The organism is Streptomyces griseus (genome assembly GCF_001715295.1).
Lineage (GTDB): Bacteria > Actinomycetota > Actinomycetes > Streptomycetales > Streptomycetaceae > Streptomyces > Streptomyces griseus_G.
Window position 1 is genome coordinate 445648 of the sequence record NZ_MDKB01000002.1, and the last position, 17031, is coordinate 462678.

The 17031-nt window shown below is 71.9% G+C and carries 14 protein-coding genes; all 14 read right to left on the reverse strand.

Annotated features, from left to right (window positions below):
• Positions 1-2: 2 nt before the first annotated feature.
• Entirely contained in the window at positions 3-440 is a 438-nt protein-coding gene (locus BA175_RS08470) for a hypothetical protein (RefSeq protein ID WP_069170680.1), read from the reverse strand.
• Positions 441-702: 262 nt separating this feature from the next.
• Positions 703-2088 (reverse strand): MraY family glycosyltransferase, encoded by a 1386-nt coding sequence (locus BA175_RS08475; protein ID WP_175420781.1) that lies wholly within the window; start codon positions 2086-2088, stop codon positions 703-705.
• Between the two features lie 84 nt (positions 2089-2172).
• Entirely contained in the window at positions 2173-3471 is a 1299-nt protein-coding gene (gene glyA, locus BA175_RS08480) for a serine hydroxymethyltransferase (RefSeq protein WP_069170682.1), read from the reverse strand.
• Between the two features lie 158 nt (positions 3472-3629).
• Complete coding sequence (locus BA175_RS08485) at positions 3630-4271, reverse strand: arsenate reductase/protein-tyrosine-phosphatase family protein (protein ID WP_069170683.1); 642 nt, start codon at positions 4269-4271, stop codon at positions 3630-3632.
• Positions 4268-4915 carry an L-threonylcarbamoyladenylate synthase gene (locus BA175_RS08490; protein WP_069170684.1) on the reverse strand — a complete coding sequence of 216 codons (648 nt, stop codon included), beginning with the start codon at positions 4913-4915 and terminating at the stop codon, positions 4268-4270. The genes BA175_RS08485 and BA175_RS08490 overlap by 4 nt, the downstream gene beginning before the upstream one ends.
• 70 nt (positions 4916-4985) lie before the next feature.
• The gene (prmC, locus tag BA175_RS08495) at positions 4986-5831 is read right to left on the reverse strand and encodes a peptide chain release factor N(5)-glutamine methyltransferase (protein WP_069170685.1); all 846 of its coding nucleotides are present in this window, start codon (positions 5829-5831) and stop codon (positions 4986-4988) included.
• 66 nt (positions 5832-5897) lie between these two features.
• On the reverse strand, positions 5898-6974 hold the full coding sequence (gene prfA, locus BA175_RS08500) for a peptide chain release factor 1 (protein ID WP_069170686.1): 1077 nt from the start codon (positions 6972-6974) through the stop codon (positions 5898-5900).
• A 134-nt stretch (positions 6975-7108) separates the two neighbouring features.
• Entirely contained in the window at positions 7109-7333 is a 225-nt protein-coding gene (rpmE, locus tag BA175_RS08505) for a 50S ribosomal protein L31 (protein WP_069170687.1), read from the reverse strand.
• Positions 7334-7820: 487 nt separating this feature from the next.
• Positions 7821-9878: a transcription termination factor Rho gene (gene rho, locus BA175_RS08510; RefSeq protein ID WP_069170688.1), complete on the reverse strand. Its 2058-nt coding sequence runs from the start codon at positions 9876-9878 to the stop codon at positions 7821-7823.
• Between the two features lie 398 nt (positions 9879-10276).
• The gene (gene thrB / locus BA175_RS08515) at positions 10277-11194 is read right to left on the reverse strand and encodes a homoserine kinase (RefSeq protein ID WP_069170689.1); all 918 of its coding nucleotides are present in this window, start codon (positions 11192-11194) and stop codon (positions 10277-10279) included.
• A gap of 458 nt (positions 11195-11652) precedes the next feature.
• Positions 11653-12723, reverse strand: coding sequence for a threonine synthase (gene thrC / locus BA175_RS08520; protein ID WP_069170690.1), 1071 nt, complete (start codon positions 12721-12723; stop codon positions 11653-11655).
• A gap of 6 nt (positions 12724-12729) precedes the next feature.
• Complete coding sequence (locus BA175_RS08525) at positions 12730-14031, reverse strand: homoserine dehydrogenase (RefSeq protein WP_175420782.1); 1302 nt, start codon at positions 14029-14031, stop codon at positions 12730-12732.
• Positions 14032-14126: 95 nt separating this feature from the next.
• Entirely contained in the window at positions 14127-15518 is a 1392-nt protein-coding gene (lysA, locus tag BA175_RS08530) for a diaminopimelate decarboxylase (RefSeq protein ID WP_069170691.1), read from the reverse strand.
• 24 nt (positions 15519-15542) lie between these two features.
• Positions 15543-16721, reverse strand: a complete 1179-nt coding sequence (gene nrtL, locus BA175_RS08535; protein ID WP_069170692.1) for an ArgS-related anticodon-binding protein NrtL — start codon at positions 16719-16721, stop codon at positions 15543-15545.
• Positions 16722-17031: the final 310 nt, after the last annotated feature.

Genomic DNA, 17031 nt, shown 5'->3' on the forward strand with positions numbered 1-17031 from the left:
CCTCACGTCGAAGACCCCGTGTTCTCGGGCTTCTTCTCCGCTGACGAGTCCGGCTCGACGTAAAGGATCTTGGTCTTCATGTGGACTCGGATCTGAGCGGCGACCCAGGTGAGGGTCGCCACGATGATCGCGGCGGCGAACGCCCTCGGGTTGAACAGCGTGGTGTTCTTGAACGCGGCGACGAAGACGAAGAGCAGCAGCAACTCGGCCGTGTAGAGCGCGAGCCCCATGGTCTGGAACAGGTGCGGCATGGACTTCGCGGTGCGCTGCAGAACGCCGAGTCCGATCCCCATGAAGAGAATCACCACCAGCGTCCCGACCGCCGCTCCGATCGCTCCCTTGCCGCCCGCGAGCACACCACTGACGGCGACGGTCACGAGACCGGCGGCAGCGGTGGGCACAGCGGTGTGGAGGAGAGTCCGGACGTCGTTGGACGGCATGGCGGTAACTCCGCTTTGCAGGGGGTGGGCAGTGGTCGTCAGGGACGAGCGTAGGCCCGGTCCGAGTCGATGCCTCGGGCCGGAGAACCGTCTCACCGGGGTTCTTCGGCTCTGTCACCGGGCTTAGTGAACGGTATCACAAACTATTTGATGAGGTCTTTACCCGAATGGTGTGCCCGCTGTCACACATGAGAGTGACTCCGCGCGTGTGTGCAGGGCATTACGGCGCATTGCGTGGTAAAGCACTTCTGCTTCCGAACCGTCAACGTGAGGAATCGGCGCGATCGCCGACAGCGAAGCGCGAACGGGGGCCGATCGCGGTCGCTCCGTTGACGCCGGACACCCCGACGGCCACGGGAGCACGATCAGGGGCCTCGGACGCCACGGGGTGGCCGCCGGGGACCTGCCGGCCCTCCGCCTCCCCGTCCGGGGCCGGCCCGTCCGCCGCCTCGCCCTGCGCGGCGGTACCGCGGCGCCGGTAACGCGGGGGCACGAACGTCTCGGCCCAGCGCGGCGCCCGCGGGGTGAAGCGCGGCATGAGCAGCAGCACCAGACCGACCGCGCTCAGGCCCACGATCACCAGGACGATCCACAGCGAGGCCGAGTGCACGGAGTAGCCGACGGCACCGAACGCGATGAGGGCGGACCAGAAGTACATGATCAGGACCGACCTGCTGTGCGAGTGCCCGATCTCCAGCAGCCGGTGGTGCAGGTGGCCGCGGTCGGCCGCGAACGGCGACTGGCCGTTCCAGGTGCGCCGCACGATCGCGAGGATCAGGTCGGCGGCCGGGATGGCGATGATCGTCAGCGGCAGCAACAGCGGGATGAAGACCGGCAGCATCGCGTGGGTCGCCTGGCGCTCACTGCCCTCGAAGAGCTTCATCGCGTCCGGGTCGACCTGCCCGGTGACGGAGATCGCGCCGGCGGCCAGCACCAGGCCGATCAGCATCGAACCGGAGTCGCCCATGAAGATCCGGGCAGGGTGCATGTTGTGCGGGAGGAAGCCCAGGCACATGCCCATCAGGACGGCGGCGAAGAGCGTGGCCGGGGCTGCGGCCTCGATCCCGTACCCGTACCAGAGCCGGTAGGTGTACAGGAAGAAGGCGGCGGAGGCGATGCACACCATGCCGGCCGCGAGGCCGTCCAGGCCGTCGACGAAGTTCACCGCGTTGATGGTGATCACGACCAGGGCGACGGTGAGCAGCGTGCCCTGCCACTGGGTCAGGGCCACCGTGCCGACACCGGGGATGGGCAGCCACAGGATCGTCAGACCCTGGATGACCATGACCGCGGCCGCGATCATCTGCCCGCCGAGTTTGATCAGGGCGTCGATCTCGAACTTGTCGTCCAGGACACCGATCAGCCAGATCAGCGCGGCGCCGGAGAGCAGGGCCCGCGGCTCGTTGGAGAGTTCGAACACGGCGTTCAGGTTGAACAGGTGGTCCGCGACGATCAGTCCCGCGCACAGTCCGCCGAACATGGCGATGCCACCGAGCCGCGGTGTCGGTTCTCGGTGTACGTCACGCGCACGGATCGCGGGCATCGCCCCGACCGCGATGGCGAACTTCCGCACAGGCCCGGTCAGCAGATAGGTAACGGCTGCCGTGACACAGAGCGTCAGCAGGTAATCACGCACGGGCTGCCCCACAGATTTCGCCGGCCATCTCAGCCCCACACCCTAGTCCCACGAACAAGGACACCGATGTACGGGTGACGGTTGCACACGCTTCGACTACTCCGGATACGGCGGATGGCGCTCGGCCAGTGCCCGGACCTCGGCCCGCAGCAGAGCCGGATCGCCCTCCCCGCGCACCGCCGCGCCGAACAGGGCGGCGATCCGTGCCATGCCGGCCTCGTCCATGCCCTGCGTGGTGACGGCCGCGGTGCCGAGCCGGATGCCGCGGCCGTCCCCGTGGGGCAGCGCGCAGGTGTCGAGGACCATGCCGGCCGCCGCGAGCCGTTCACGGGCGGTACGGCCGTCGACGCCCAGCGGAGCGGGGTCCGCGACGACGATGTGGGTGTCCGTACCGCCCGTGGTGACCTCGAAGCCCTCGGCCTGAAGGCCGGCCGCCAGGGCGCGGGCGTGCGCGACCACCTGATGGGCGTAGAGCGCGAAGGCCGGGGTGGCGGCCTCACCGAACGCGACGGCCTTCGCCGCGACGGTGTGCATCTGGGCGCCGCCCTGGGTGAACGGGAACACCGCGCGGTCGATCCGCTGCGCCAGCTCCGCGCCGCACAGGATCATGCCGCCGCGCGGTCCGCGCAGCACCTTGTGCGTCGTGGCGCAGACCACGTCGGCGTACGGGACCGGGCTGGGCGCCGCGCCCCCGGCGATCAGGCCCATGGGGTGGGCGGCGTCGGCGATCAGGTACGCGCCGGCCTCGTCGGCGATGTCACGGAACTCCTCGTAGTCGGGGTGGCGCGGGTAGGAGATCGAGCCGCAGACGATCGCCTTGGGACGGCGGGCCCGCGCCAGGGCGCGCACCTGCCCGTAGTCGATCAGCCCACTCTCGGGGTCGACGCCGTAACCGGCGAACTCGAACCAGCGGCCGGAGAAGTTCCCGGGGGAGCCGTGCGTGAGGTGTCCGCCGTACGGGAGCCCCATCGCCAGCACCGTGTCCCCGGGGCGCAGCAGCGCGGCGTAGGCGGCGAGGACGGCGGAGGAGCCGGAGTGCGGCTGGACGTTGGCGTGCTCGGCCCCGAACAGTGACGTCGCCCGGCGCACCGCGAGGCGTTCGGCGGCGTCGGCCTGCTCGCATCCGCCGTGGTGGCGGGCGCCGGGATAGCCCTCGGCGTACTTGTTGGCGAGCGGCGAGCCGAGGGCGGCGAGGACGGCGGGCGAGGTGAAGTTCTCGGCGGCGGCGAGCTGCAGCGTGCTCGCCTGGCGGCCCGCCTCCGCCAGCAGGATGCCGGCGACCTCCGGGTCCTGGCGGAGCAGTACTCCGAAGTCCTGGGGCAGGGCGCCGGCGGACGGGGACGCCGGTGGTGGCGGGGACACGGCGGCGGGTGCGGCTGGAGTGGTGACCGGCATCTGACGGCTCCGGGCCTGAGTGGGGGTGCGCTGGTGTCGGGAGCCGTCGCCCGGCCGGACCGCGGCTTCCCAGCTCCAATGTAGGCCGGGGCAGGGCGGTGTGCCCGCTGCCGTGCGGCCCCGTACGCCGGTCGGCGCACCCGTCGGTGCCGCAGCCCTCAGTGCGGGGCGCGTACGCCCGTCAGCGCGGTCACCACGGGGTCGAGGGCCTGGTTGATCTCGTCCCCGATGGAGCGGAAGAACGTGATCGGGGCACCGTACGGGTCGAAGACCTCGTCGGCCTCCGCGGTGGGGGCCAGCAGCCAGCCGCGCAGTGCCGCCGCGGCGCGCACCAGGGCGCGGGCGCGTTCGACGACGCCCTCCTCGTGGGCGTCGGGCAGCGTGGCGGGGTCTATGGCCCGCACCAGCCGGGTGAACTCCTTGAGCGTGAAGGTGCGCAGGCCGGCCGAGTGCCCCATGGAGATCACCTGGGCGCGGTGGTCACGGGTGGCGGTGAGGACGAGGTCGGCGCGGATCACGTGCTCGTCGAGCAGTTCCCGCCCGACGAAGCCGCTGGCGTCGGCGCCGAAGTCCGCGAGGACCACCTCGGCGTTGGCCTCCATGGGCGCGCCCTCGTGCCCCCAGGTGCCGGCGCTCTCCACGATCAGGCCGCCGCTGAGCGGATCGCCGAGGCGGTCCACCAGGGCATGGCGGGTCAGCCGCTCGGTGATGGGCGAGCGGCAGACGTTGCCGGTGCTGACGTGGAGGATGCGGAAGGTGTCGGGTCGTCCCGCTATGCCACGCCCCTCAGGGGCGGTCAATTGGCCACCTCGAGATCGGGTACCACCTTGCGGAGCTCTTCGACGGAGAGGGCTCCGGCCCGCAGGAGGACGGGGATCCTCCCGGTGACGTCGACGATGGAGGACGGGACGATGCCGGGGGTCGGCCCGCCGTCGAGGTAGACGGAGACGGAGTCCCCGAGCATCCCCTGGGCGGCGTCGCAGTCCTCCGGCGACGGGTGCCCGGTGAGGTTGGCGCTGGAGACGGCCATCGGGCCGACCTCCGTGAGGAGTTCGATGGCGACCGGGTGCAGGGGCATCCGGATCGCGACCGTGCCCCGGGTGTCGCCGAGGTCCCACTGGAGGGACGGCTGGTGCTTGGCCACGAGCGTCAGCGCGCCGGGCCAGAAGGCGTCGACGAGCTCCCACGCCTGCTCGGAGAAGTCCGTGACCAGGCCGTGCAGCGTGTTCGGGGAACCGATCAGGACGGGGGTGGGCATGTTGCGGCCACGGCCCTTGGCGTCGAGCAGGTCGGCGACGCCCTCGGAACTGAAGGCGTCCGCACCGATCCCGTACACGGTGTCGGTGGGCAGCACGACCAGTTCACCGCGGCGGACGGCGGACGCGGCCTCACGAAGGCCGGTCGTACGGTCGGTCGCGTCGTTGCAGTCGTATCGCCGTGCCATCAGCCGGCCTCCTCGGACGTGTGCGGGTCTGGCGGGTAGGGGTGGTCGTGCGGTCGTCGCGCGGCGGCGGTCACGGCATGGCCTTGCGGGCCGTGGCGAACCGGGGCCGGTTGTTCAGGTCGGGGTGGTCGGCCGCGTCGGCCCAGCCCCGTTCCTCGGTGAAGATCCACGGCACCTGGCCGCCCTGGGTGTCGGCGTGCTCGATGACGACGAGTCCGCCGGGGCGCAGCAGGCGGTGCGCGGTGCGCTCGATGCCGCGGATGGTGTCGAGGCCGTCCTCGCCGGAGAAGAGCGCCATCTGCGGGTCGTGGTCGCGGGCCTCGGGCGCCACGTACTCCCACTCGGTGAGCGGGATGTACGGCGGGTTGGAGATGACCAGGTCGACCTGTCCGTCGAGCTCCGGGAGGGCGCTCAGGGCGTCCCCGCGGTGGATGGTGACCCTGGACCCCTCGGCGTTCTTCCGGGTCCACCTGAGGGCGTCCTCGGACAGCTCCACACCGTGCACGCGTGAGCGCGGCACCTCCTGGGCCATCGCGAGGGCGATGGCGCCGGATCCGGTGCAGAGGTCGACGATCAGCGGTTCGACGACGTCCATGGCGCGGACGGCGTCTATCGCCCAGCCGACGACCGACTCGGTCTCCGGCCTGGGCACGAAGACACCGGGGCCGACCTGGAGTTCCAGGTAGCGGAAGAACGCCCGGCCGGTGATGTGCTGGAGCGGCTCGCGGGCCTCGCGGCGGGCGATCGTCTCCCAGTAACGGGCGTCGAAGTCGGCGTCCGGCACACGGTGCAGCTCGCCCCGCTTGACGCCGTGCACGAAGGCGGCGAGTTCCTCGGCGTCGAATCGCGGCGAGGGGACACCGGCGTCGGCCAGCCGCTGGGTGGCCTGGGCCACCTCGGCGAGCAGCAGGTTCATCGCGGATCTCCGTACGGGTTCACGGGGTGGGCACGGTTCGGCCCGGCCGGCGGTCGCCGGCCGGTCCTACGCGGCGGCGAGCTTGGCGGCCGAGTCGGCGTCGACACAGGCCTGGATGACGGCGTCGAGGTCGCCGTCGAGGACCTGGTCCAAGTTGTACGCCTTGAAGCCGACCCGGTGGTCCGAGATCCGGTTCTCCGGATAGTTGTACGTCCGGATCTTCTCGGAGCGGTCCACCGTGCGGACCTGGCTGCGGCGTACGTCGGAGGCTTCCTGCTCGGCCGCCTCCTGGGCGGCGGCCAGCAGCCGGGAGCGCAGGATGCGCATGGCCTGCTCCTTGTTCTGGAGCTGGCTCTTCTCGTTCTGGCAGGAGGCGACGACGCCGGTCGGCAGGTGCGTGATGCGCACCGCGGAGTCGGTGGTGTTGACGGACTGGCCGCCGGGGCCCGAGGAGCGGTAGACGTCGATGCGCAGGTCGTTGGCGTGGATCTCGACGTCGACCTCCTCCGCCTCCGGGGTGACGAGCACACCGGCGGCCGAGGTGTGGATGCGGCCCTGGGACTCGGTGGAGGGCACGCGCTGCACCCGGTGCACCCCGCCCTCGTACTTCATCCGGGCCCAGACGCCCTGGCCGGGCTCGGTGGCGCCGTTGCCGCCCTTGGTCTTCACGGCGACCTGGACGTCCTTGTAGCCGCCGAGCTCGGACTCGGTGGAGTCGATGATCTCGGTCTTCCAGCCCACGCGCTCGGCGTAGCGCAGGTACATGCGCAGCAGATCGCCGGCGAACAGGGCGGACTCGTCGCCGCCCGCGCCCGCCTTGATCTCCAGGAGCACGTCCTTGTCGTCGCTGGGGTCGCGCGGGACCAGGAGCAGCCGGAGCTTCTCCGTGATCTCCTCGCGCTGCTTCTCCAGGACCTTGACCTCGGCGGCGAAGTCCGGGTCGTCCGCGGCGAATTCGCGGGCGGTCCCGATGTCGTCACCGAGCCGCTTCCAGGTCCGGTACGTGGAGACGATCGGGGTCAGCTCCGCGTAGCGCTTGTTGAGCTTGCGCGCGTTGGCCTGGTCGGCGTGGACCGACGGGTCGGCGAGCTTCTTCTCGAGATCGGCGTGTTCGCCGATCAGTTCCTCGACCGCCTCGAACATCGGGGGCTCCTGGTTCCGTGCGTCTGCGTCTGCGGGCCTGCTGGACGGCCTGCCGCCCCGGGGGCGGTACAGCCGGAAAAACGCCGGCCCCGGCGCCCCCGCAAGAGGGAGCCGGGAACCGGCGCAGTGGCTCGCTACTTGGCGGCGGAGCCGGCGGCCTTGCCGAAGCGGGCCTCGAAGCGGGCCACGCGGCCACCGGTGTCGAGGATCTTCTGCTTGCCCGTGTAGAACGGGTGGCACTCGGAGCAGACGTCGGCGCGGATCGCGCCGCCCTCGAGGGTGCTCCGGGTGGTGAACGACGCACCGCAGGTGCAGCTGACCTGCGTCTCGACGTACTGGGGGTGAATCTCGCGCTTCAAGGTGTCTCCTAGTTTCGGGAGGGCTCCGGGTCGTACGCGCGGATTGCGCGTCCGTGAACCGGGGCCGACGTACCAGTCTGCCAGCGACCGGCCGTATCTCCCAAAACGAGAGGCGGGCCCCCGCTATTCCCCCGTCGCGGAGGAACGGTGCGCGCCCGTGCGGTGACGGAACACGCCCGTCATGTACGACGACGTCCGCCGCCTCTGCCCCGTCGCCGGCGGACCTCGCGGGGCGGAGGCCGGGAGCGGCTCGTCGCCCGGACGCCCGCCCCCGTCCGTCAGGCCGCCCTTCCCCTCATGGAGCGTCCGTTGAGGGTCGGCGGGGCCGTACTCCACGGGCGGGGTGACCTCTCGTGGGCCGGGGCGAGGCTGTCGAGGCCGTCCGCACGGACGTGGAGGCCGCGCCGCGAGAGGGCCGCGGGTGTACGCACGACTGCCCCCGTCACGGGCGTGACGGGGGCAGTGGCGCGCTGAGACCGGTGGGACGTCAGTCGTTGCCGTTGCCCGGCGCCGGTGTCGTCTTCTGGATCTGGAGCAGGAACTCCGCGTTGGACTGCGTCTTCTTCATCCGGTCGAGCAGCAGCTCGATGGCCTGCTGCTGGTCGAGCGCGTGGAGCACCCGGCGCAGCTTCCAGACGATGGCCAACTCGTCGCTGCCGAGCAGGATTTCTTCCTTACGGGTGGAGGACGCGTCGACGTCCACCGCCGGGAAGATGCGCTTGTCCGAGAGCTTCCGGTCGAGCTTGAGCTCCATGTTGCCGGTGCCCTTGAACTCCTCGAAGATCACCTCGTCCATGCGCGAGCCGGTCTCGACGAGCGCGGTGGCCAGGATGGTCAGCGAGCCGCCGTCCTCGATGTTGCGCGCGGCTCCGAAGAAGCGCTTCGGCGGGTACAGCGCGGTCGAGTCGACACCACCGGACAGGATGCGGCCGGAAGCCGGTGCCGCCAGGTTGTAGGCGCGGCCCAGACGGGTGATCGAGTCCAGCAGGACGACCACGTCATGGCCCAGCTCCACGAGGCGCTTGGCGCGCTCGATGGCCAGCTCGGCGACGGTGGTGTGGTCCTCGGCGGGGCGGTCGAAGGTCGAGGAGATGACCTCGCCCTTCACCGACCGCTGCATGTCGGTGACCTCTTCCGGACGCTCGTCGACCAGGACGACCATCAGGTGGCACTCGGGGCTGTTGACCGTGATCGCGTTGGCGATCGCCTGCAGGATCATGGTCTTGCCGGTCTTCGGCGGGGCCACGATCAGGCCGCGCTGGCCCTTGCCGATCGGGGCGACCAGGTCGATGATCCGGGTGGTCAGGACGTTGGAGTCGGTCTCCAGCCGGAGCCGGTCCTGCGGGTACAGCGGGGTCAGCTTCTGGAACTCGGGGCGGCCACGGCCGGTCTCCGGGGCCATGCCGTTGACCGAGTCGAGGCGGACCAGCGCGTTGAACTTCTCGCGGCGCTCGCCGTCCTTGGGCTGGCGCACCGCGCCGGTGACGTGGTCACCCTTGCGCAGGCCGTTCTTGCGGACCTGGGCGAGGGAGACGTACACGTCGTTCGGTCCCGGCAGGTAGCCGGAGGTCCGGATGAAGGCGTAGTTGTCGAGGATGTCGAGGATGCCCGCGACGGGGATCAGGACGTCGTCGTCGGCGACCTGGACGTCGGTCGCGAACTCGTCGCGGCCACGACGGCCCCGGCGGTCGCGGTAGCGTCCGCGGCGTCCGCGCCGGCCGCCCTCGTCGTCGTAACCGTCGTCCTGCTGGCCGCCGCCCTGCTGGCCCTGGCTCTGGCCCTGGCCGCCGCCCTGCTGACCCTGACGGCGTCCGCCGCCCTGGCCCTGGTCGTCGCCCTTGCCGCGCCGGTCGCGCTGGCGGTCCCGGCGGTCGCCGCGCTCCTGGCGGTCACCGCGGTCCTGGCGGTCGCCGCGGTCGCGCCGGCCGTCCTGGCGGTCACCGCGGCGGCCCTCGGCCGTGTCGACGGCGGCTTCGGCCTTGGCCTCGCCCTTCGCCTCGGCGCGCTCGTCACCACGGTCCTGACGGGCTTCGGCGGCCTTGGGCTCGGCCTGCGCCTCCGCCTTGGTCTCCGTCTTGGTCTCGGGGCTGCCCGCCTGGGCGGTCGCCCGGCGGCGACGGCGCTCACCGGTGGGCTGCTCGTCGCTGGCCGGCTGACCGGGGATGTCGATCTGCTGCTGGGCGGCGGCCTTCTCGGCCGGTGCCGCGGCGCTCTCGTCGCCGGTGCGCGTCTTGGACGTGGCGCGCCTCTTGGGCTTGGTCTCGGCTTCCGCGGCGGCGGGGGCCTTGGAGGCGGTCCTGGAGGCGGTGCCTCCGGCCTGCGCCTCCTTGATGACCTCGATCAGCTGGCTCTTGCGCATCCGCGCAGTACCCCTGATGCCGAGGCCGGACGCGACCTGCTGCAGCTCGGCCAGGACCATGCCCTCGAGGCCGGTGCCGGAGCGGCGGCGCCGTGCGGTGGTGCCAGTGGCAGCACCTTCGGCGGGCGCGGAGCTGTCGACGCTCTTGTCGGCAGTGACGCCCATCAGATCGGTGGTGTCGCTCACGAAGGGTCCTTCCCTGGAGCGGACGTCGGCCTTCTGGCTCGGCGACCGGTTGTGCTGTCCGACTGCGGTCTGTTGATCGTGTCGATCGCGGACCGTGCCGGGGCGGTGGTCCGCCGGGTACGGCGGAGAGATGAATGTGCGGGGTTCCGGCGCGAGATCCCCCTGCTCGGCCCACTCCTGGACAAGCGAGAGGGTGTCGTGCCGGTTCCGGAGCGTGCTCGAAAGCTCAGGCAGGCTGCTCAGGCAGTCGGGGAGGCTCCCGGAAGAGTGGTGGTCCCTAAGGGGGACACGAAGCAACGCGCCACAAAGACGTCGATTGCTGACTTGAGGTTAACACTACCGGCTCCAACAAACATTCCCCCTCTCGTGCACCGGCAATCACGTGCGCTCAGGTGCGGCTACGCGGCGAGCGGCAGCACACTCGCGCCCGCGGCGTCGAGGGTGAGCCGGTTCGCGGCCCATCCCTCGCCGGCCAGTCGGGCCACCTTGTCGGCCTCGCCCTCCTCCGTCAGCGCGAGCACCGTGGGCCCGGCGCCGGAGATGACGGCGGGGACGCCGTCCGCGCGCAGCCGGCCGACCAGTTCCACGCTCTGCGGCATCGCGGGCCCCCGGTACTCCTGGTGGATCCGGTCCTCGGTGGCGGCGAGCAGCAGTTCGGGCCGCCTGGTCAGCGCCTCCACCAGGAGGGCCGCGCGTCCGGCGTTGGCCGCGGCGTCCACATGGGGGACGGTGCGCGGCAGCAGGCCGCGGGCGGTCTCGGTGAGGACCGGTGTCGCGGGGACGAAGACCACCGGGACGACGGTGCCGGCGGGGTCCATCCTGATGGCCCTGGCGGCTCCGCCGTCCATCCAGGCCAGGGTGAAACCGCCGAGCAGGCAGGCGGCGACGTTGTCGGGGTGGCCCTCGATCTCGGTCGCCAGCTCCAGCAGCGCGGCGTCGTCGAGGCGGGCGTCCCCGCCGGTCGTCACGGCGCGGGCGGCGACGATCCCGGCACAGATGGCCGCGGAGGACGAGCCGAGCCCCCGGCCGTGCGGGATGCGGTTGGCGCAGACGATCTCCAGCCCGTGGGGCTGCCCGCCGAGCAGGTCGAAGGCCGTGCGCAGGGAGCGTACGAGCAGGTGGTTCTCGTCGCGGGGCAGCGTCGTGGCGCCCTCACCCGCGATGTCGATGTGCAGTCCGGAGTCGGCGACCCGGACGACGACGTCGTCGTAGAGCCCGAGCGAGAGGCCGAGGGCGTCGAAACCCGGACCCAGGTTGGCGCTGGTAGCGGGGACGCGCACCCGGACGGCGGCGGCTCGGAACGCGGGACCGGCCATCGGTTGGACGACTCTTCCTGTACGGCGGCGGGGATGGTGGTGCGGGGTGGTGTCGTGCGGGCGGTGTCGTGCGGGTACTTCGACGTGCGTGGGGGTGCCGTGGTGCGGGGCGGGGTGTCCGGAGGTCACTACGGCGACTGCACCGCGGCGCGTGCGGCGGGGCGGGTTGAGTACAGCTTATCGAAGGAAGGTTCTGTGGCGACATAGGGCGCACAGGAGGCGCACGAGGCGTGTCGCACGCCGCCTCTGCGCTCTTCGCCCCTCGGGGCGGCCGGACGGCCGGGGCACCGGCCAGGGCCGGTTCCGGGACCCCGCCTGCCCGGTGACGCCCGGCCCGCGCACCCGCCGCGTTCTGGGCATCGCCCCGGCACCTCCGGTACCGGGGCGATGCCCCGTCCGTCCCGCGATCGGCGCACCGGAGGCGGTGCGCCGATCGGCCGGGATGTGTGGGACAGCCCTCAGACGAGGCCCAGTTTCCGGGCCGCGGTGGTCGCGTCGACCGGTACCGTGACCGGCTGCGGGGCGCCGGCGACGGCCCAGTCGGGGTCCTTGAGGCCGTTCCCGGTGACGGTGCAGACGATCTTCTGACCGGGGTCGACCTTGCCCTCCGCGGCGGCCTTGAGCAGACCGGCCACCGAGGCGGCCGACGCGGGCTCGACGAAGACACCCTCCTGGGAGGCCAACAGGCGGTAGGCGGACAGGATCTGCCGGTCCGTCACCTCGTCGATGAAGCCGCCCGACTCGTCCCGGGCGTCCAGCGCGAACTGCCAGGAGGCGGGGTTGCCGATGCGGATCGCGGTCGCGATGGTCGCCGGGTCCTTGACGATCTCACCGCGGACGATGGGCGCGGAGCCGGAGGCCTGGAAGCCCCACATGCGCGGGGTGTGCGTGGAGACCGCGTCTCCCGCGTACTCCTTGTAACCCTTCCAGTAGGCCGTGATGTTGCCCGCGTTGCCGACCGGGAGGACGTGGATGTCGGGGGCGTCACCGAGCGCGTCGACGATCTCGAACGCGGCGGTCTTCTGGCCCTCGATGCGGACGGGGTTGACCGAATTGACCAGCGCCACCGGGTAGTTGTCCGAGAGACTGCGGGCCAGGGTGAGGCAGTCGTCGAAATTGCCGTCGACCTGGAGGATCTTCGCGCCGTGGACGAGGGCCTGCCCCATCTTGCCGAGCGCGATCTTGCCCTGCGGCACGAGGACGGCGCAGACCATTCCGGCCCGCACCGCGTACGCGGCGGCGGAGGCGGAGGTGTTGCCGGTGGATGCGCAGATGACGGCCTGCGCGCCCTCCTCCTTGGCGCGGGTGATCGCCATCGTCATGCCGCGGTCCTTGAACGAACCGGTGGGGTTGGCGCCCTCGACCTTGAGGTGCACCTCGCATCCCGTGCGCTCGGAGAGGACCTGCGCCGGGACGAGCGGCGTGCCACCCTCACGGAGGGTGACGACCGGCGTCGTGCTCGTGACCGGAAGCCGGTCCCGGTACTCCTCGATGATGCCGCGCCACTGGTGGGTGCCGTTGCTGGTCATGGGTCCTTACTCCCCTTCAACACGCATGATGCTGGCGACACCGCGCACGGTGTCCAGCTTGCGCAGCGCCTCGACGGTCCCCGAGAGGGCCGCGTCGGGCGCGCGGTGGGTGACGACGACGAGGGATGCCTCGCCGCTGCCGTCCTGGCGGACTTGCTGGCGGACCGTATCGATGGATACGTCCTGTTCGGCGAAGACCGTAGCGACCTGGGCGAGTACGCCAGGCTTGTCGGCCACGTCGAGACTGATGTGGTACCGCGTGACGACGTCGCCCATGGGGCTGACCGGCAGACGCGTGTACGCGGACTCACCCGGGCCGGTGGTCCCGGCGAGGATGTTGCGGCAGACGGCGACCAGGTCACCGAGAACCGCGGACGCGGTCGGGGCGCCGCCCGCGCCGGGGCCGTAGAACATGAGCTGCCCGGCGGCCTCGGACTCGACGAAGACCGCGTTGTACGCCTCGCGGACGGAGGCCAGCGGGTGGCTGAGCGGGATCATCGCGGGGTGCACGCGGGCGGTGACGGACCTGCCGTCGGCGGCCCGCTCGCAGATGGCGAGGAGCTTGACGGTGCAGCCCATGCGGCGGGCCGAGGCGATGTCCGCGGCGGTGACCTCGGTGATGCCCTCGCGGTGCACCTCGCCGATCCTGACCCGGGTGTGGAAGGCGATCCCGGCGAGGATGGCGGCCTTCGCGGCGGCGTCGAAGCCCTCGACGTCGGCGGTGGGGTCGGCCTCGGCGTACCCGAGGGCGGTGGCCTCGTCGAGCGCCTCGGAGTATCCCGCCCCGCTCGTGTCCATCCTGTCGAGGATGAAGTTGGTGGTGCCGTTGACGATGCCGAGGACCCGGTTGACCTTGTCCCCGGCGAGGGACTCGCGCAGCGGCCGTACGAGCGGGATCGCGCCGGCCACGGCCGCCTCGTAGTACAGGTCCCGGCCGTGCTGCTCGGCGACGGCGTGCAGCGCGGAGCCGTCCTCGGCGAGCAGCGCCTTGTTGGCGGAGACGACGCCCGCGCCGTGCTCGAAGGCGGTCGTGATGAGGGTGCGGGCGGGTTCGATGCCGCCGATGACCTCGATGACGACGTCGATGTCACCCCGTTTGACCAGGGCGGTCGCATCGGTCGTGATCAGTGCGGGGTCGATGCCCTCACGCACCTTGGAAGGCCGGCGGACGGCCACACCCGCGAGCTCGACCGGCGCGCCGATGCGCGCGGCGAGGTCGTCGGCGTGCGTCGTCATGATGCGCGCCACCTCTGAGCCGACCACTCCGCAGCCCAGCAGCGCCACCTTCAGCGGACGCGTACGCATCATCCGACCTCGTTTCTCATACTTCCGGTGTGTGGACCAGTCTCACTCACCGGACGGGGGTTTCTGCCACCCGTCCGGATTTTGAGACGTGAATTTCATCAGCCGACATCGAGACGCAGGAGATCTTCCTCCGTCTCACGCCGGACGATCACGCGCGCCCTGCCGTCACGCACAGCGACGACGGGCGGGCGCAGGGCGTGGTTGTAGTTGCTCGCCATGGACCGGCAGTACGCGCCGGTGGCGGGGACCGCGATCAGGTCGCCGGGCGCCAGGTCTGCCGGCAGGAAGGCGTCCTTGACCACGATGTCCCCGCTCTCGCAGTGCTTGCCGACGACGCGGACGAGCATGGGTTCGGCGTCGGAGCTGCGCGAGACGAGGGCCACGCTGTACTCGGCGTCGTACAGCGCGGTGCGGATGTTGTCCGACATGCCGCCGTCGACGCTCACGTACGTGCGCAGGCCCTCCAGCGGCTTGATGGTGCCGACCTCGTAGAGCGTGAACGCGGTGGGGCCGACGATCGCGCGGCCCGGCTCGACGGAGATGCGCGGGGTGGCGAGCCCGGCCGACTCGCATTCGCGGGTCACGATGTCGCTGAGGGCCTTGGCGATCTCGTGCGGCTCGCGGGGGTCGTCCTCGGAGGTGTACGCGATCCCGAGGCCGCCACCGAGGTCGATCTCGGGGAGTTCGACGCCGTGTTCGTCGCGGACCGCGGCGAGCAGCTGCACCACGCGCCGGGCGGAGACCTCGAAGCCGGCCATGTCGAAGATCTGCGAGCCGATGTGCGAGTGGATGCCGATGAGTTCGAGCCCGTCCAGGGTCAGTGCCCTGCGGACGGCTTCGGCGGCCTGGCCGTCGGCCAGCGCGATGCCGAACTTCTGGTCCTCGTGCGCGGTGGCGATGAACTCGTGGGTGTGCGCCTCGACACCGACGGTGACCCGGATCTGTACGCGCTGCCGCTTACCGAGCCGCTGCGCGGTGTGGGAGACGCGGACGATCTCCTGGAAGGAGTCGAGTACGATCCGCCCGACGCCCGCTTCGACGGCCCGCTCGATCTCGGCGACCGTCTTGTTGTTGCCGTGGAAGGCGATCCGGTCGGCGGGCATCCCGGCGTCCAGGGCGGTGGTGAGTTCCCCGCCGGAGCACACGTCGAGGTTCAGGCCCTCCTCCGTGAGCCAGCGCACGACGGCGCGCGAGAGGAAGGCCTTGCCGGCGTAGAACACATCGGCGTCGGGGCCGAAGGCGTCCGCCCAGGCGCGGCAGCGCGCCCGGAAGTCACTCTCGTCGAGGAAGTACGCAGGGGTGCCGAACTCCTCGGCCAACCGGGCAACTTCGATCCCCCCGACGGTGAGCGCACCGTCCTGGTCGCGGGTGACCGTACGGGACCACACCTTCTCGTCCAGCACGTTGAGGTCGGTGGCCGGGGCGATGTAGTGGCCCTCGGGGAGGACGTCGGCGTGGCGGGGTCCGGCGGGGTGTGCGGATCGGCTCATCGTTCTGCTCTGTTCTCTCGGGTCTCAGAGGTGTTCGGGCGCGCTGATGCCGAGCAGGGACAGGCCGCCTGCGAGCACCGTCCCGGCGGCTTCGGCAAGAGCCAGCCGGGAGCGGTGGGCGGCCGAGGGTTTCTCGTCACCGACGGGGAGCGGCGGGCAGGCGTCGTGGAGGTCGAAGAAGGCGCGCGCCACCGTTTCGAGGTGCCGGGCGAGCCGGTCGGGCGCGTGGTGGCGTGCGGCGGCGGCGAGCACCCCGGGGTGGTCGGCGAGGGCGGCGTGCAGCGCGGGGGCGTCGACGTCCGCGTCGTACGCGGCGGTGAGACCGAGGCGCTCCCCCTCGCGGAGAAGCGCGCGGGTGCGGGCGTGGGCGTAACGGACCAGGAAGAGCGGGTTGGCCTCCGTCTGGACGAGGAGGTCACCGCCGAGCGGGGCGCGGTCGTGGCCGGCGGGCCGCAGCAGACCCCACCGGGTGGCGTCGGCGCCCAGCCGCTCCAGCAGTGCGTCCGCCGTGGCCCCGGCGGGGACGGGACGGATCTCGGCGCTCTCCTCGGCCCCGACCGGGACGGGACGGATCTCGGCGCTCTTCTCAGCCCCGACCGGGACGGGACAGATCTCGGCGCTCTCCTCGGCCCCGACCGGGACGGCACGCTCTTCGGTCCGCTCCACGGTTCCGGCGCCCGGGGCGACGTGGAGGCCGAGCCGGTCCCAGCCGGGTCCGGGCTCCCGCGCGCAACCGATGAGCACTTGGTCGCCCTGGGTGCGCAGCAGGTGCCCGACGCTCTGGGCTACGACCGCCGACCGGATCTCGCGTGGGTGGTGGAGCCGCCGGAGGGCCCCCGCACCGGTGGTGACCCATCCGTAGCGGAGGCCCCGCCCGGCAACCTCGCGGACGCGGGCGGCGCGGGAGGCGGCGTCGGCGGAGGCGTCGAGCGTGAAGTTCAGGAAACCGGGCCCGGTGATCTCGACCCGTCCGATCCCGGGGGCACCGACGACCCGTTCCCGCAGGATCTCGGCCACACCCCGCGGGGGGAGCCCCGCGGGCCCCGCCAACTGGAGGGCGACGGCACAGGCGTAGTCCCCGCTGCCGCCGGGCCGCGTCCTCTCCACTCGCACGCGCGCGGGCACGGGCGCGCGCAGGGCGTCCTCGTCGACCGCGCGGCGCACAGCGTGCAGCACGGTCGAGGAGAGGTCGGCGGGGGTCACGGGACAAGCGTAGGGGAGGGAGGGGGTCACTTCGCCAACCGGTTTCGCGATGCGGGCAACCGCCCGCGTCCGGGCGCGACCGGGGCCGCAGCAGGACGGCGGCCGACAGCGCGGTGCGCGCAGCCGCCGGTATGGGGACGCGGCCGGTTGTCCAGGTTCGGGCGCGGGCACCGGGAAGGGCCGCCCGGCGGAAACCCGGCGTCCGGCTGCGGGCACTCCGCCGACGGCTGGGCGCGGCCGACGGCCGGGCGTCCGGGAGGACAGTGGGCAGGGTCGCGGCGCGGACAGCCGCCTCTCGCGCAGGGCGCGG

Coding starts and splice junctions, on each gene's coding strand:
- BA175_RS08470 (WP_069170680.1), bottom strand. CDS start 440: ATGCCGTCCAACGACGTCCGGACTCTCCTCCACACCGCTGTGCCCACC.
- glyA (WP_069170682.1), bottom strand. CDS start 3,471: ATGCCGGTCACCACTCCAGCCGCACCCGCCGCCGTGTCCCCGCCACCA.
- BA175_RS08490 (WP_069170684.1), bottom strand. CDS start 4,915: ATGGCACGGCGATACGACTGCAACGACGCGACCGACCGTACGACCGGC.
- prmC (WP_069170685.1), bottom strand. CDS start 5,831: ATGAACCTGCTGCTCGCCGAGGTGGCCCAGGCCACCCAGCGGCTGGCC.
- prfA (WP_069170686.1), bottom strand. CDS start 6,974: ATGTTCGAGGCGGTCGAGGAACTGATCGGCGAACACGCCGATCTCGAG.
- thrB (WP_069170689.1), bottom strand. CDS start 11,194: ATGGCCGGTCCCGCGTTCCGAGCCGCCGCCGTCCGGGTGCGCGTCCCC.
- thrC (WP_069170690.1), bottom strand. CDS start 12,723: ATGACCAGCAACGGCACCCACCAGTGGCGCGGCATCATCGAGGAGTAC.
- BA175_RS08525 (WP_175420782.1), bottom strand. CDS start 14,031: ATGATGCGTACGCGTCCGCTGAAGGTGGCGCTGCTGGGCTGCGGAGTG.
- lysA (WP_069170691.1), bottom strand. CDS start 15,518: ATGAGCCGATCCGCACACCCCGCCGGACCCCGCCACGCCGACGTCCTC.